Below are 15,523 nucleotides of genomic sequence, written 5' to 3'. Positions count from 1 at the left end.
CATGTAGAAGTATGAATTCCATATTTGGAAACATTGATGATCTGTTCTTATTCTGTGCAGTGGTTGAAGAGGGCTCTTTGCTATCGGCTTCGAAACGGCTGCAACTCCCTGTGTCGACTATGTCGCGTCGGCTAACCGCATTGGAAGATCGCCTCAATATCCGACTTTTAGAAAAGAAAGGTCGTGAGCTGGTGGCCACCAAAGACGGTGAGGCGGCTTTTTCTGCACTGAGCAGCGGTATGGAGTCGATTCATCACGGCTTTAATAGCTTGCTTGAAGAGCGTGACGCTATCCAAGGCAAGATAAAGCTCGCTGTGCCTCATAACTTCTACAGTGGCTTTCTACGGTCGACGGTAGAGCAATTCCTCACTCAGTATCCAAACGTTCAGCTCGACCTTACTCTGAGCCAGCAGCAGCTCATTCCACAGACTGATCGTGACTTACTGATCACGTTTAAGATCTCGGACATGGAAGGCATGATTGCTCGACCGCTGTTTAAAGCCAAACACGGGTTTTATGCAAGCCCAGAATACTTAGATTCGCGTGCAACAATAGAAAAACCCGACGACCTAGAGCTGCAAGATTGGATTAACGTCGATGATGTGTTTGATATGCCGCTCTACAAATCCGACCGCTTAGAGCAAATGATCACGATTAAACCTAAGTTCATCGTTAACGATATTCATGCGGTGGCGGCCGCAGCGCAAAAAGGTTTGGGGCTCGCTTCATTGCCTTTTCGTCACGTATCCCCTGAGATGAATCTGATTCAAGTGCTCCCTGAGTATCATCGGGGTGATCGCCAAGCGTATTTAGTGTACAAAGAAAGAAAATATCAGCCAAAGGCTTTGACCCTGCTTATTGATGCACTGATTGAGAGTGTTCGATCTTTTCATAGCGATGGTTTGGTCAAATAAAAGGAGAAAGAAATGAAAGTAAGTTTTATCGGGCTAGGCGTTATGGGTTTCCCAATGGCAGGCCATCTAGTCAAAGCCGGTTTTGAAGTAACGGTATTTAACCGCACTCACAGCAAAGCGCTAGGCTGGGCTGATAAACACCAAGGTAAAGCGGCTGAATCTGTGGCTGAGTGTGTAGCGGAAGCTGACGTGGTATTGGTTTGTGTGGGTAACGATGACGACGTACGCAGCATGACAACCAGCGAAACAGGCGCATTGGCAGCGATGAAGCCAAACGCGATTCTTGTCGATCACACTACAACATCTGCAGTCCTGTCTGAAGAGCTTGAAGTGGCTGCGAAGCAAGCAGGTATTCGCTTTATGGATGCACCTGTGTCTGGTGGTCAAGCGGGCGCAGAAAATGGCGTGCTAACCATCATGTGTGGTGGTGAACAAGCGTTATTTAATGACCTTCAACCTGTGTTCGAAGCTTACGGTAAGTCGTCAGTTCTTATGGGTAACGTCGGCCAAGGCCAACGTGCGAAAATGGTTAACCAGATCTGCATTGCAGGTGTATTGAACGGCTTATCTGAAGGCTTAGTGCTTGCTGAAAAATCAGGTTTGGATATCCAAACGCTAGTTGATTGCCTTAAAAACGGCGCAGCAGGTTCATGGCAGATGGAAAACCGCGCGACCACAATGGCGCAAGATAAGTTCGATTTCGGCTTTGCCATTGATTGGATGATCAAAGACTTAGGTTTCTGCCTAGATGAAGCAGAACGCCAAGGCATCCAGCTTCCACTGACTGAAAAGACCAACAACGCTTACAAAGCATTGTCTGCCGAAGGACAAGGCCGCATGGATACATCAGTATTGATGAAAGCCGTGGTTGAAGAGACAAAGAAGTAGAAAGCTAGAAGTAATCGAAGCTTCGCTTGGATAATTAAAAATAGCCGCTGATTAGCGGCTATTTTTGTTTGGTTTGAACTCTTTTAAACGTATTGAATTTTCTGTTTGATTCCTAATTCAGCAATCTATGAATTATCAATGGGACGAAAATCGTTAAAATAGATGTCCAAAATTGATGATTTAAATGAGTTTATTCACCTTTATCGATTTGCTCTTTCTGAACTTGATTGGCTTTCTGTTTAACTGCTGATGCTTTCTCTTCGGTTGCTTTCTTGATTTGAGTTGATTTTTCAACGGCTTTTTCTGAGGCTTTTGAAGAGTAGTGTTTCAAGATTACATCTAATGCCTCGAAGCGAGGGTGAAGTTTGTAACCTACAAACATAAAAATGTTTAACGAAATGAAGCCAAGTAGTAAGGCGACAATGCCAATATTTGCGCTTTGTAGAGCTAATTCAATGATCTGTCCCAGTTCACCACCACGACGCCCCCCCATCATTTGCGCCATTTCATTTAAATCACCGATGGCTTGAAACAAGTGGTAATAAAGATACGCTAATGACACTGCACCAATGCCTTTTGCTACGATTTTTGGTAAGCCAAGAGCGCAGGATGCTGAGCCTACAATCATTAGTAAGACTATAGTGAACCCGTAGACATCTAAACCTGTAATTGATTCAGACACTCCCCACATTTTGATAGTAATTGCAGGTAAGAAAGACCCAATTGCAACGAGACCATATGATGCAGTTCCAAGTTTGTTTAGAACTTTTGGCGTTTGAGTTTCGTTAGCATTAACTGTTGTTGCTTCCATGATATTGATAAATCCATAACTAATTTGATATAAACATTGAACCATTTCAATGCGCAACAAGATTGTATTAACTTTGTCTCGTATTTTAAAGCTGTAAGTGGTTATGCGAATGATTTATTTCAACAATTACTCATCGATCTCCTGAATCACCGTTTCTATTCCGAAGATTACAAAAACGATACATAGCTCCAATGTATCAGGTATGTTTATGTCTACCCAGTATGAATAATTAGTAAATATGGGTTGTGCAAAATAAGCACGACTTTTACTGAAATACAATAACTGAATCCTATATCCCCACTCACACCGCCTCTCAAACATTCACTCCTCATTATTACCATTCGTCGCATTGGTAAAACTGCGCGACAAATTCTAGTTAACCTTTCAACGTCAACATTTGAAAGGGATTAGAAATTATGACTACTTCACACTCATTTAATTCAGGCTCTACCGCTTCTCTGCTTAAGCGTTCATTACTGATTGCACTTGTTTCATTCGCACCCACTTTGGTGCAGGCCAACCCGAGTTCAGACGTGCTCGATATCTATAACCAAGCCGCGCAAGGCAATGAAGATTTGGTTGAGGTGGCGTATGAACGCCTTAACGAAACCTTACAACAAGACGGAGCGACACCACTGACCTTGGTTTACCTCGGAAGCACAGAAACCCTGATGGGGCGTGATGCGTTCTTACCTTGGAACAAGATGAAGTATGTGGAGAAAGGCTTATCAACCATTGATAAATCACTGGTGCTGCTAAAAGACGAAGACCAACCGATTCATGAGCAACCTCGTGTACAAGGGCTGCCAGATTCTTACTTAACTCGCGCAATGGCCGCGGTGACTTACACCTCGCTACCAGACATGTTTAACCATTTTGATCGTGGTTATGACCTGTTCCTCGCGTTACTCGCGGAAGATGATTTCCAACAGCAACATTTCGCTGCGACATCGTGGATTTACCGTTACGCCATTACTGCATCGATTCGTGCTGAGGACTTCGAGCAAGCACAGATGTGGCTTGAAAAGATGGAAAACACCGATGTTGGCAACATCGAAACGATGACTGCGAAGGCCCTAATAGCGAAAGCGAAATAAAGGGCATGGAAGCTAAACAGTTGGTTAGTAATCAGAGGAAAACGGGATGATTGAATTTAAAGATATCGGCAAAGCATATGTCACAGGCGGTCAACGTGTTGATGCATTAAACGGGGTCGATGGCCATATCCAGCGCGGTGAAATGGTGGCGTTGTGTGGCCCGTCGGGTTCTGGAAAAAGCACACTTTTGAATATTCTTGGTTTGTTGGATATGAGCTATCGAGGACAGATCAATATTGATGGCCAACCGTATCCGACAGAGCAAATCGCCGCTGCACGCTTTCGCCGTCAGTCGTTGGGTTTTGTATTTCAGCGCTTCAATCTGGTTCCAGTGATGACGGCACTTGAGAACGTGGCCTACCCATTGATGTTGAACCAATGTTCGAAACAAGAACAGCAGACCAGAGCACAAGAGATGTTGGAGCGTGTTGGGCTAGGCGAATATGTACATCATCGCCCAGACAATCTTTCAGGCGGCCAGCAGCAACGTGTCGCGATAGCCAGAGCGCTAATCCACAACCCAAGCTTAGTCATTGCCGATGAGCCGACCGCTAGCTTAGACAGTCACACCGCCAACCTTGTGATCGACATTATGAAAGAGCTCGGCCATGAAATGGGCACCACCTTTATTGTCGCAACGCATGACCCAAGAATGGCGCAGCGTTGTGACCGAGTCATTGAACTTATCGATGGTCAACTGGCACTACAAGCCACAGCAATGGAGGCAATCTCATGGGCAAGTTAACACAAAGAATGAGCACTTTTTTGCTTCCTACCTCGGTGCGTTTGGCGTGGCTTAATTTATTGAGAAACGGTCGCCGTAGTCTGCTTTCGGTATTGATCATCGCAATTGCCGTATTTGCGCTGACCTCGGCTGGAGGTTATGGGCTTTATACCTATGAATCTCTGCGTGAATCGACCGCGCGCGATACTGGTCATCTTACTTTGAGTACGCCGGGATATTTTGAGCAAGATGAAGACATGCCGCTGAGCAATGGTCTAGACAATGTTCAAGCCCTAACCAAGAGCATTATTGGCGACAGCGACGTGCGTGGTGTGCAGCCTAGGGTCTATTTTAGCGGCTTGGTTTCTAACGGCAGCAAATCGACCATTTTTATGGGAACGGGTGTTAATGAGCGTGAGTTCGACATGAAAGGTCCATTCCTTGATGTGCGCAGCGGGCAAACCCTGTCAGATGTGAAATCCCCAAGATACGAAAGCCAAGAACCACAAGTCATGCTGGGAACTGATCTGGCTCGTAACCTCAAAGTTGCGGTTGGCGATTGGGTGACACTGCTTGCAACCACCAGTGATGGTGCTTTGAACGCGTTTGATTTTAAGGTGCAGGGTATCTATTCGACGGGTGTGCCTGAGCTGGATAAGCGTCAGCTGTATGTTCATATCACGACCGCTCAAGAGCTTTTGGCTTCAGACAAAGTGAGCACCTTGTCGGTATTCCTTTTTGAAACCAGCAAGACCTCGACCGTTCAACAGCGTATCCAAACGGCTTTGGATCGAAATAGCGCGAGCCAAAGCGAACAAGGTACAGAGATCGAGATCACCCCATGGCAAGATCGTGCGTTTTTCTACACCAAGGTTAAAGATCTTTACGACCGGATCTTCGGCATCATGGGCGCAGTGATGGCGTTGGTGGTGTTCGTGTCGCTGTTTAACACCATGACCATGTCGGTGACCGAACGCACTCGAGAAATTGGCACCTTGTCGGCACTCGGCAGTTACCCTTCTGAAATCGTGGCAGGTTTCTTAAAAGAGGCGGGATTGTTGGCTGTGATTGGTAGCGCGATCGGCGCGTTAGTGAGTGGCTTAGTGTCGGTGTTATTGCTGGTGGTTGATATACAAATGCCACCACCTCCCGGCAGAACCGAGGGTTACCCACTCAACATTTACTTCTCATTGGAATTGGTTGGTTACGCCACTTTGGGTGTGCTGACGATATGTTTGCTGGCTGCTTATTTCTCTGCTCGCAAGGGCGTGAATAAGCCAATCACGGAGGCGCTGGTTTATGTATAAATTTACTCGTTTACTCACTGTTTTAGGTTCTGTATTGGTTCTGGTTTTAGTATCGACACCAAGCTGGGCGGTTGATTCACAACAAGTCACTGAGATGATTGCCAAGGCAGACAGCTATCGTTTGAACAGCGAACAGGCATCAAAAGTGGTATCTCTGGTCGCGCTATATCAAGACGAGCAACTAGACAAAACCCGCGAATACAACGTCTACACAAGACCAAACCGAGAGTCGCTGGTCGTGTTCAAGTCTGCGGTCGAGGCGGGTCAAAAGATGCTGATGATAGAGGACAACTATTGGTTACTGATGCCGAAATCGCGCCGACCTATCCGAATCACACCAATGCAGAAACTCTTGGGTGAAGCTTCGGTAGGGGACATTTCGACGCTCACTTGGAGCGAAGATTACCAAGGTAAGTGGGTTGCCGAGCAACAGGTTGAGAGGTCGACTGGCGAGACACTCGATACTTATCATCTAAAGCTAACGGCGAAAACCAAGGGTGCCAGCTATCAATCGATTGATCTGTGGTTAACGGCAGACCGAGCGTTTCCTGTTAAAGCGGATCTGTATCTGCGTTCAGGTAAGTTAGCCAAGCAAGCTTGGTTTACTGAAGGCGTGCGAGATGGCTTGCCAAGTGTAGTTTCGATGACTTTGCTCGATAAGATTCAACCAAGTAAGAAAACCGTGATTGAGTACCGCGAGGTAAGCGAACAAGCTTTAGCGGACAAATACTACAACCCTGCTTACTTATCACGTAATAGCGTGTCTGGGCTTTAGGTGGGTGCCATGAAAGCTTCTAGTCGTCGATTCCACATCAAGCCTTTAATCGTTACTTTCCTTGTGCTGCCTTGTATGAGTAATACGACTCAAGCGGACGATCTGAACCTAGCCTGGGACTGGCAATTGAGTGCTGAGGCCGTTGAATCGAGAGAGTCGCCATTTAACCCTTTCGTATCTGACAATCGCCAGTCACTCAATGGTTTTTTGGATCTTGAGGTTGGATATGGCAATTGGCTTGGCCTGTTTGCAATGAAAGCCAACGACATTTTGAGCAATGACCCACAGGGGAATGAGGCGAGCTTTGAATCGGAATTCATTGTGCGCGAGCTGTTTTGGCAAGGTGGTGTTGAACTGTCTAATTCAGCGTTCGGTGACCACTATCTTGATGTCACGCTTGGCAAGGTTCGTTTGGATTGGGGCGTGGGCTATGGCTATCGACCGTTAGACATCATCAAACCTTATCGACAAAACCCAGTGGGCATTGTCGCAGAAGAGGGCGCAGGTGTTGCCTCGGCGTCACTGTTCGATATGACGGGCGAATGGACACTGCTTTACAGCGATTCGTCATGGACTTCCCAAGACGTAAATGAATTCGAAAAGCAGAATCAGCAACAAGGCTTTGGGATACGTCGTTACAATCTGGTTGGCGACCACGAATATCAATGGATCGCTTATTACGACGATGTACGCCACGGCTTGCTTGGAGCGAGCTTGGTGTCGGTATTAAATCTCGCTTGGGAGTTTCATGGCTCGGTGGTTTATCAGCGACAAAGCCTTGGCTACAGTCAGCCGGATTCAATGCTTAAACCGGTTTATCTTGAAGAGCAGGGCGAGGCTTATCAAGCGTTAGCAGGATTAACATGGGCCAATGACACGGGCCATAATGTGGTGCTGGAATACTGGTTTGATAGCCGTGCTTGGAGTCATTCTGAGTGGCAAAGTGCCATAGAAAGTGCAGAGTCTTTGTCGGTTAATCCGATGACATCTTCGTTGGTAGGTTCTTATGCTCAAGGTTATCAGCACGCCAATTTGGTTCAACACAACATCATGTTTCATTGGTCTCTGGATTCGACACATGGCTGGCTTGAAGATATCACGCCAACATTCGATGTCATGTTGTCTCCTCAAGATGGCGGTTTTATTGCGACTCAGTGGCTCAATTATCAGGCTTTCGATAATGGCGATTCATCGTTGGAATTGGAACTTGCTGCACGCTTTCTAGGTGGTAAAAGTGATTCTGCTTACGCCAGTTTACCCGATAGTCATATGATTCTCTTAAATATCAAAGGACGATTTTAATGGACACTTCTTCAAACAGTCGATTTTCATGGATTAAGAGTTTCGCGTTCACCACGCTATTTTGTGTTCTTATTGCGATTACAACCCATACGATTTGGGGCGGCGGATTAACGGTTAACCTGGCAATCAGTTTTGGCTTTGGCTACAGCGCCGTGGGTTCTTCTTTCATCTTGGTGAAGTTGTTTAAGAGGACATCTCGAACGCTTGAGGTGGGTATCTCAATGGTGATCGCGATGACCTTTGGTACCTTGAACGCACATTATTGGTTGAACGGGTATTTCGGGGCTAATATCTCGGACCTTAAATCTGTAGTCTTGCTCGGTGTGATCTTCTGTTCGGTTTGCTATTACTATTTCTATACTCGGGAGCAGCAGTTACGTGCCGATAACGAATTGGAAGTGGCCAAGCGTCGTCAGGCCGACCAAGAAAAGGTGGTGGTGCTAAGCCAGCTTAAACAACTGCAAAGCCAAATTGAACCGCACTTCTTGTTCAACACGCTTGCGACCATCAATGTATTGATTGAGAGTGACAGCGCGAAAGCCAAGTTGATGCTCGAAAAACTGACTGACTTATTACGTGTAACTCTGAAAAACAGCCGCACCGAGCAATCGACCATCGCACAAGAGGTCGACTTGTTAGACGCTTATCTTAATATCCAAAAGATACGCTTGGGTGAGCGCTTAACGTTCTCGATTGAAATACACGAGATTAGCGATTTGCAGGTGATTCCACCGTTCTTGATTCAACCTTTGGTCGAGAATGCACTCACGCACGGCATCGAGCCCAAAGCCGCTGGTGGCCAAGTGAATATCCGTATAGTTCAACAAGCACAGCAGCTAAAAATTGAAGTGTCAGATAATGGCGCAGGGCTGAAAACGCCTTCTGCTAAGGCGGGTCACGGTGTTGGATTAAGCAATATTCGTCAAAGAATCGAAACTCTTTTTGGTGATAAGGCGAGCCTAACGATTACTGAACACGCTGAAGGCGGGGTAGTCTCGACGATCTTGTTACCGCTGACTGACGCAGCTGCCTAGAATTACAGACCAAAAAGCACAGAAAAGAGACAAAAACAGACGATTTACAGTGTGAATTTAAAGGACTAACCATGAACAACCCAGCAATACAGCCGAGTGTAACGGCGATTATCGCAGACGATGAAGCACTGTTAAGGCACCACTTAGACAAGAGCCTTGCTGAGGTTTGGCCGGAACTCGAGATCGTCAGGAAGGCACAAAATGGGCTAGAGGCGATGCAGAGTATTCAGCAGCTCGAGCCTGATGTGGTCTTTCTTGATATTCGAATGCCAGAGCTAGATGGCATCTCGCTCGCGAAACAATTGAACAAGCTAGATTCGCCGCCATTGATTGTATTCATTACGGCTTATGACGAATATGCAGTCAAAGCTTTTGAGCACAATGCGATGGATTACCTGCTTAAACCCATCAATGAAGAACGCTTACTGGCCACATGCCTGAAGGTGCAATCGCGTCTGTCGATCAACCAAACGCAATTAGGTATTACGTCAGAACAACCGGATATCACGGCGTTAATGGCTCAGCTTCAGCAGTTATCACAATCGACTTCTCAGCAAACGCAGCCTCCTTATCTATCGCAGAAAAAGTATCTAACGTGGCTCAAAGCCAGTGTCGGAGAAGACATCCACCTGATCGCCGTCGATGATGTCGCTTACTTCAAAGCGGAAGACAAGTACGTCTCGATATTCAAAAAAGGCCAAGGGGGAGAACTAGAGGAGTTTATTCTTCGCGTATCATTAAAAGAGCTGATTGCGCAGCTTAATCCGGATGAGTTTTGGCAGATCCATCGTTCAGTGGTGGTGAAAGTGTCTGCTATCGATAAGGTGAAGAAAGGACTCTCTGGCAAGATGTCGGCGTATGTGTCAGGTGAAAAACTACCGATCAGCCGCGCCTCACAAGCGTTGTTTAAAGGTATGTAGAGAACTGGCTGAAATTTATGTAGCTTATTGATTTTAAATAGATGTAGTTAGCGAGTCTAAAATCGATTTAATAGGCTCTTATCTAAATGCCTATTTAAATGAGCACAGCGATCTTACATAACGATTGGTGATTTATAAAATAAAGATCCAGATCACAAAGATACTCATCAGGTTCAATATTAAATAATAATCGTTAGCTCAATCTGTATATTGTCGATGAATGACATTAAGAGGTTGTTATGAAAACATATTATTTAGCGACGGCTCTATGCCTCACCTTAGTTGGCTGTAGCTCAACATCAAAAACTACCGAAACGCCAATCCAGCCGGATCCGGCATGGACTTCAGGCCAACTAGAGAATGGTTTTACCTATCATGTTTATCCAGATCATGAAGAATCCGTATCTGTTCGTTTAGTCGTGCACGCCGGTTCGATTCAAGAGACTTCTCAACAAGAAGGCTACGCGCACTTCTTGGAACACATGGCATTCAATGGCAGTAAAAACTTCTCTCAGAACGATGTGATTCGTCTATTCGAAGACGCAGGCGCTAGCTTTGGTGCTGATATTAATGCCTACACCTCTTATGAAGAGACGGTCTACCAGTTAGATTTGCCAGATAACATCCAATTGCAGTCTGCTTTGACCTGGATGCGTGACATTGGTGATGGCCTGGATTTATCAAGTTCAGAAGTCGAAAAAGAAAAAGGCGTGGTTCTTGGTGAGTTCCGTATGGCTCGCCTCGATGATAAGTCATTCGGAGATATATATTATGATTACTTCATTGAAGGCGGCCCGTACGAATCGCAAGATGCATTAGGGACTAAATCGTCGATTGTGAATGCCACTCCTCAAGGCATCACCAACTTTTATCAGACTTGGTATCAACCTCAAATAGTTGAGCTGGTCGTTTCTGGTGATGTGGACATCAAAACCGTGATTCCACTCATTGAAGAAAAGTTTTCTAGCTGGGAGCGTGGCGATACGCCGAGACCAGAGAAACAGAAAACGACCTCATTCAATGAAGATGATTATGTTGAGTACGCAGGAAGAGAAGCGCCAAGCATAACTCTGACGTTTAACCGCGGTTCAAATATAGTTGAAAATCATGCTCAGCAGAATCAACGCAGGTTAGATGAAACCGCTCAACAATTGATTCAACGACGATTAGAAGCGGTGTTCAATGATGCCGCGTTCCCGACTCAATGGATTGCATCTGATAGTTATCGAATGGGCGCTTTTTACTATTCGTCAATAAGTGTTGGGTTTCCGGCTGGAGACCGTGAAGTTATCCAACAAGATCTGCTTTCTACATTGGCATCATTGCGTGATTTTGGTGTTTCGGAAACGGATATTGCTGGCGAACTGTACTACTACCAAGACTTGCTGGATAACATCGAGCATAACTGGGATAAAATGGACAGTGTTGAACACGCGAATTACAAAGTGAGTGCGTTAGTCAATGATCGAATAGTCCAATCACAGAAAGATTATCAAGCAAGCTTGGAAGCTTTCATCGCTAACTTGAGCCTTGAAGTGATTAACGACAACATCAAGAATCTACTTTCTGATGATTACTTTATTGTTATTGGGATGGATGACAATGAAGACAGAACAGCGATCATTAACTCTCTAGATAGCTTAAAAGCCACGTATAGCGAGGCGGGAATTCCGCCGCTTGCGATAGGAACAGCCAGTGCTTTTGCTGTACCTAGCTCGCAAGGCGAGGTTGTACTTGCTGAACAAATGTCCGTAGACCCATATATCCAAAAGTGGACGTTGAGCAATGGTATCGACATGTGGTATCTGCGTGATTATGTGGCGGGTGATGATGTTGGGGTGATGTACATGAGCCTCGGTGGAAAAGCCGCTTTGGATCCGAGCCTTTACCCAGCGGTTGAGGTTGCGTTACCTACTTTCGCTCGAAGTGGTGTGGGTGAATTTACGGGTTCTGAGCTTTTAGCGTACTTTGATCGTGAAAATATTAGCGCCGATTCTTTCATTGGTAATACTCGTCATGGTATTGAATTTAATATCAATAAAGACGGACTTAAAGATACGTTTGCTGCGCTTTATACCTTCATAACTGCGCCTAAAATTGTTCCCGAGCAGTTAGAGGCAGTGAAACAGGAGTTTGTACAAGGTCAAGAATCTTTCTTGAGCAGCCCTGTCGGTCAGTTTGAGCGCGCAAGAAACCAGAATATCTATCGTCAAGACAGTGGCCACCTCTTTGTTGATAAAGAACGTGTTGAAGCGGTTTCTGTGGAAGACGTCGCTAATCTTCATCAGCAATTGTTTGGTCAAATGAGGCATAACCAATTGGTGATCGTGGGTGACATCGACCCAAGTGAATTAAAGCCTTTGGTTGAGCAATACTTGGCTTCGATTCCATTAGAAAAAGCTGAGGTTCCTGAATTTAAGGTGGCTTACAAGCAGCCATCTGAATCACGCATTGATTTAGCGATCAACAATGTGAATAGTGCAGAGTACATCTTACGAGTCATCTCTGAACCTGAAGCCGAAACCGACCAAGGCGTAACGGCAAAAGATATCTTCACGGAAAACTTGCTAGAACGACTGCTGGCGGCTCGTTTAGATGCTTATATTCGTGAAGAGTTGAGCTTAGATTACTCGCCATATACGTATTCATCATCCGCAGATAGTGAGCTGAGTGGTGAGTGGGTTATCGGGGCGATGGTAGCGCCGGAGAACGTTGACCAAGTCGAAGTGGCGATCGATAAAGTGATTGCAGACCTTTTACAAGGCGTCTCTGAAAAGGAAATGCACGCAGTCGTGAAACAGTTTGAAGCGGACTTCACGCCTCTCGAGACGAGCTCTATTGACCAAGCATGGTATCTGTCTCGTTATTTACTTCATGGTTACGATATCGAAGCTTTGTCTCAAGTTGAGCGAGTGGCGAGGTCGATTACTGCGGAAGACATGAATCAACTTGTCCAACGCATCTTTGGTGAAGATAGCCGTAAGGTTAAGAACATCATGCGTCCTAAAGCCTAAAGCCTAAAGCCTAAAGCCTAAAGCTTGAAACCAACAGAAAGAGACAACTCAAAGCCAAGCGAGCACCGCTTGGCTTTCTTGTTTTCCCACCATTCATAACGTCTATGCCTCACCTGTTGTTAAGCCGTTTTAGATCTATGTAAATCTAAATTTTGAGATCGCTTAATCGGTTGCATCGTATCATTTTCTAAAAAAATGTTTTAAATCAAGACAGCGTTTCATTTGTATTGTAGATTGACGATCTACGAGAATGTTGTTTGGATATTAGATTGCTTAAACTGGGTACCCGATTAGTCTTAATGTTGTTTTTACTGAGCTTTGGCTTAGTGAATTCTAACGGCTATTCGTTTCCTTCTAAGCCATTTCAAATTTACTCGGCTCAAGAGCAATCTTCACAGAATGATCTTTGTAAACAAGCTGATACGGATAATCCGTCGAGCTACTTAGAGTGCGATAAGGCTCAGTTTGGCACCGTGCCTTCTGGTGACAGTTCTAACTATCACGACACCGAATCAAGCCTTCAAGCAGCAAACTTCAGACGTATGCTCAGTAACGAGCAAGAAAGCGTGGCCGATCTTGAGCCTGCTTATCATCTACTGATTGACTTCTCTCCCCCCTCAATACTGGCTTCCCTGCTCTTCAACACGCCGTTGTTGGATTCCAAGCTGCACTGGACCAGTATTGTGAGTTCTCCGTCCTCCCGGCTTTCTGGGTGGAAAGAGGGCAACATCCAATACTCGCATTTCCGAGAACTTCTTAGCTAATCGTTTGACCCTAAATTGGTCGTATCGATGGTCAATTGTGCCCGTTGAACTCGCCAATTAACCAAAACAAACATAGCGTCATCAGCTTTAGCATCACTATCTTTCAATCAGCTTGTTCTGGTTGCGATTAGCCATTGCTCGTGTTCGCAAAATATTAGTTCAAAGAAGAGATCTTGACTGTGAAAAAACGCATTCAAAGAAAACAAATAAACCACTACTCAAAGTGGAAATACGTGGTGCTTATCGCCACTATCATCATCATGGTTCTGAGTGCTTTACCTTCTTGGTATGGCGAGAATGCGTCGGTTCAAATTAACAACCGTTCTGAACAGACCATCGATGCGAGTCAAATTACCCAATACCTTGCGAGCGAAGGCATCCAAGCTAAATCGGCATTTCAAAAAGACAAACGTTTAGTCGTGATCTTAGAAGACGCTGAACAACAAGCGAAAGCCAAAGAGGTGCTGAATGAGCGCCTATTGGATAACGCGACGGTTGCGCTAGCGATGGAACCAGCAGCACCTAAATGGCTAACTGACATGGGCTTTGCGCCGATTCAGTTAGGCCTTGATTTACGTGGTGGTGTGCAGTTCCTGTTAGAAGTGGATATGGAGCCTGTTTATCACGCGCAAGCTCAAGCGATGGTCGACGAGGTGACCAGTCAGGTGCGTTATGCCCGCGGTAAAGTGGTGAACAACCAAGTTCAGTTTGATTTCCGTACCGACGCCGATTTCGAAAAAGCCCAGAAGCTGATTCGTCAAGAGTTCCCACAATGGCTACGTAACCGCTCAGACAAGTCGCTAACGTTAACTCAGTCTGAAGAAGAGCAAAGAACGCTACGCAACCTTACGGTTCAACAAAACCTGCAAATCATGCGCAGCCGTATTGAAGAGCTAGGCATCACGGAGGCATCGATTCAACGTCAAGGTGAAAGCCGTATTCGTATTGAACTGCCGGGTGTACAAGACCCTGCAGCTGCGAAAGACGTGATTGGTGCTACTGCTTCATTGGCGTTCTATTCGGTGTACGACAATGCCACTCGCAGTACTCAAACCCTGAAAGATTCAGACGGCAACCGTGTGGTAGTCGACCGCAAGGCTGTGTTGAGTGGCGAACACATTATTGATGCTCGCAGTGGCATTGGTGAGATGGGCAGTGCAGAAGTCAACATTACGCTGGATTCTTCTGGTGGTAAGAAAATGTCCGAGTTCTCACGTCATAACATCGGTAAGCCAATGGCAACGGTGTACAGCGAATACAGCCGTGATAGAGCAGGCAACAGTAAGCAAGACAGCGAAGTGATTAGTGTGGCAAACATCCAATCTCAACTGGGTAGCCGCTTCAGAATCACAGGCGCTGGCAGCTTGGCTGATGCGCAAGAGCTTGCGTTACTGCTGCGTGCGGGGTCATTGACTGCGCCTGTGACCATCATTGAAGAACGTACCATTGGCCCATCTTTGGGTGCTGAAAATGTAACTAACGGCTTTGCTGCTTTGGCACTTGGTCTTGGCCTTACGCTAACGTTTATGGCGCTATGGTACCGCCGCTTAGGTTGGGTCGCGAACTGTGCATTGGTGGTTAACATGACCACATTGTTTGGTTTGATTGCGCTGCTACCGGGTGCGGTGTTAACTCTGCCGGGTATTGCGGGTTTAGTACTGACCGTTGGTATGGCGGTGGACACCAACGTGCTTATCTTCGAGCGTATTCGAGACAAGATGAAAGAAGGACGCAGCTTTGCTAGCTCTATCGATCGTGGTTTCGATAGCGCATTCTCGTCAATTTTCGATGCTAACGTCACTACCATGATCGTTGCTGTGGCTCTATATACCATTGGTAATGGACCGATTCAGGGCTTCGCTCTGACACTGGGCTTAGGTCTTCTAACCAGTATGTTTACGGGCATTTTTGCTTCACGAGCAATCATCAATTTGGTTTGGGGGCGTGACCAACGCCACGATGTAAGGATTTAA

At 45.9% G+C, this 15,523-nt stretch carries 13 protein-coding genes; 12 read left to right on the top strand and 1 reads right to left on the bottom strand.

The features are described 5' to 3' along the window. Nucleotides 1–11: 11 nt before the first annotated feature. Entirely contained in the window at nucleotides 12–914 is a 903-nt protein-coding gene (locus tag AB4512_RS01730; protein ID WP_048610205.1) for a LysR family transcriptional regulator, read from the top strand. 12 nt (nucleotides 915–926) lie between these two features. Continuing rightward, entirely contained in the window at nucleotides 927–1,802 is an 876-nt protein-coding gene (locus AB4512_RS01725; protein ID WP_372131333.1) for an NAD(P)-dependent oxidoreductase, read from the top strand. A 190-nt stretch (nucleotides 1,803–1,992) separates the two neighbouring features. Here AB4512_RS01725 and AB4512_RS01720 read toward each other — a convergent pair whose 3' ends face one another. Next, complete coding sequence (locus AB4512_RS01720; protein WP_372098149.1) at nucleotides 1,993–2,673, bottom strand: hypothetical protein; 681 nt, start codon at nucleotides 2,671–2,673, stop codon at nucleotides 1,993–1,995. 356 nt (nucleotides 2,674–3,029) lie between these two features. Between AB4512_RS01720 and AB4512_RS01715 the strand changes: the two genes are divergently transcribed. The 10 genes from AB4512_RS01715 to secD all read left to right on the top strand — a co-directional run bounded on the left by AB4512_RS01715 (nucleotide 3,030) and on the right by secD (nucleotide 15,523). Then, nucleotides 3,030–3,710 (top strand): hypothetical protein, encoded by a 681-nt coding sequence (locus tag AB4512_RS01715; RefSeq protein WP_372174228.1) that lies wholly within the window; start codon nucleotides 3,030–3,032, stop codon nucleotides 3,708–3,710. Between the two features lie 46 nt (nucleotides 3,711–3,756). Further along, complete coding sequence (locus tag AB4512_RS01710) at nucleotides 3,757–4,455, top strand: ABC transporter ATP-binding protein (protein WP_017067011.1); 699 nt, start codon at nucleotides 3,757–3,759, stop codon at nucleotides 4,453–4,455. Then, on the top strand, nucleotides 4,443–5,741 hold the full coding sequence (locus tag AB4512_RS01705) for an ABC transporter permease (protein WP_372149320.1): 1,299 nt from the start codon (nucleotides 4,443–4,445) through the stop codon (nucleotides 5,739–5,741). Before AB4512_RS01710 ends, AB4512_RS01705 begins: the two co-directional genes overlap by 13 nt. After that, nucleotides 5,734–6,516 carry an outer membrane lipoprotein-sorting protein gene (locus AB4512_RS01700; protein ID WP_372174226.1) on the top strand — a complete coding sequence of 261 codons (783 nt, stop codon included), beginning with the start codon at nucleotides 5,734–5,736 and terminating at the stop codon, nucleotides 6,514–6,516. Before AB4512_RS01705 ends, AB4512_RS01700 begins: the two co-directional genes overlap by 8 nt. A gap of 9 nt (nucleotides 6,517–6,525) precedes the next feature. Beyond that, the gene (locus AB4512_RS01695; protein ID WP_372174225.1) at nucleotides 6,526–7,818 is read left to right on the top strand and encodes a hypothetical protein; all 1,293 of its coding nucleotides are present in this window, start codon (nucleotides 6,526–6,528) and stop codon (nucleotides 7,816–7,818) included. Beyond that, on the top strand, nucleotides 7,818–8,852 hold the full coding sequence (locus AB4512_RS01690; protein ID WP_372174223.1) for a sensor histidine kinase: 1,035 nt from the start codon (nucleotides 7,818–7,820) through the stop codon (nucleotides 8,850–8,852). The genes AB4512_RS01695 and AB4512_RS01690 overlap by 1 nt, the downstream gene beginning before the upstream one ends. A 71-nt stretch (nucleotides 8,853–8,923) precedes the next feature. Then, nucleotides 8,924–9,772, top strand: coding sequence for a LytR/AlgR family response regulator transcription factor (locus AB4512_RS01685; protein WP_372174221.1), 849 nt, complete (start codon nucleotides 8,924–8,926; stop codon nucleotides 9,770–9,772). A 239-nt stretch (nucleotides 9,773–10,011) separates the two neighbouring features. Then, the gene (locus AB4512_RS01680) at nucleotides 10,012–12,786 is read left to right on the top strand and encodes a M16 family metallopeptidase (protein WP_372174219.1); all 2,775 of its coding nucleotides are present in this window, start codon (nucleotides 10,012–10,014) and stop codon (nucleotides 12,784–12,786) included. 299 nt (nucleotides 12,787–13,085) lie between these two features. Further along, on the top strand, nucleotides 13,086–13,550 hold the full coding sequence (locus tag AB4512_RS01675) for a hypothetical protein (protein WP_017072340.1): 465 nt from the start codon (nucleotides 13,086–13,088) through the stop codon (nucleotides 13,548–13,550). A gap of 173 nt (nucleotides 13,551–13,723) precedes the next feature. Next, nucleotides 13,724–15,523, top strand: coding sequence for a protein translocase subunit SecD (gene secD / locus AB4512_RS01670; protein ID WP_372174217.1), 1,800 nt, complete (start codon nucleotides 13,724–13,726; stop codon nucleotides 15,521–15,523).

Origin of the sequence: Vibrio sp. 10N.222.52.B7 (genome assembly GCF_041474275.1) — a bacterium.
Taxonomy (GTDB): Bacteria; Pseudomonadota; Gammaproteobacteria; order Enterobacterales; family Vibrionaceae; genus Vibrio; species Vibrio crassostreae_C.
Note: the sequence above shows the minus strand (reverse complement) of the source record. Positions and strands in the feature narration are given on the sequence as shown.

Excerpts from the sequence above, each read along its gene's own strand:
- AB4512_RS01710 (WP_017067011.1), top strand. The coding sequence starts at position 3,757 with ATGATTGAATTTAAAGATATCGGCAAAGCATATGTCACAGGCGGTCAA.
- AB4512_RS01695 (WP_372174225.1), top strand. The coding sequence starts at position 6,526 with ATGAAAGCTTCTAGTCGTCGATTCCACATCAAGCCTTTAATCGTTACT.
- AB4512_RS01730 (WP_048610205.1), top strand. The coding sequence starts at position 12 with ATGAATTCCATATTTGGAAACATTGATGATCTGTTCTTATTCTGTGCA.
- AB4512_RS01690 (WP_372174223.1), top strand. The coding sequence starts at position 7,818 with ATGGACACTTCTTCAAACAGTCGATTTTCATGGATTAAGAGTTTCGCG.
- AB4512_RS01725 (WP_372131333.1), top strand. The coding sequence starts at position 927 with ATGAAAGTAAGTTTTATCGGGCTAGGCGTTATGGGTTTCCCAATGGCA.
- AB4512_RS01715 (WP_372174228.1), top strand. The coding sequence starts at position 3,030 with ATGACTACTTCACACTCATTTAATTCAGGCTCTACCGCTTCTCTGCTT.
- AB4512_RS01700 (WP_372174226.1), top strand. The coding sequence starts at position 5,734 with ATGTATAAATTTACTCGTTTACTCACTGTTTTAGGTTCTGTATTGGTT.
- AB4512_RS01705 (WP_372149320.1), top strand. The coding sequence starts at position 4,443 with ATGGGCAAGTTAACACAAAGAATGAGCACTTTTTTGCTTCCTACCTCG.
- AB4512_RS01685 (WP_372174221.1), top strand. The coding sequence starts at position 8,924 with ATGAACAACCCAGCAATACAGCCGAGTGTAACGGCGATTATCGCAGAC.
- AB4512_RS01675 (WP_017072340.1), top strand. The coding sequence starts at position 13,086 with ATGTTGTTTTTACTGAGCTTTGGCTTAGTGAATTCTAACGGCTATTCG.
- AB4512_RS01680 (WP_372174219.1), top strand. The coding sequence starts at position 10,012 with ATGAAAACATATTATTTAGCGACGGCTCTATGCCTCACCTTAGTTGGC.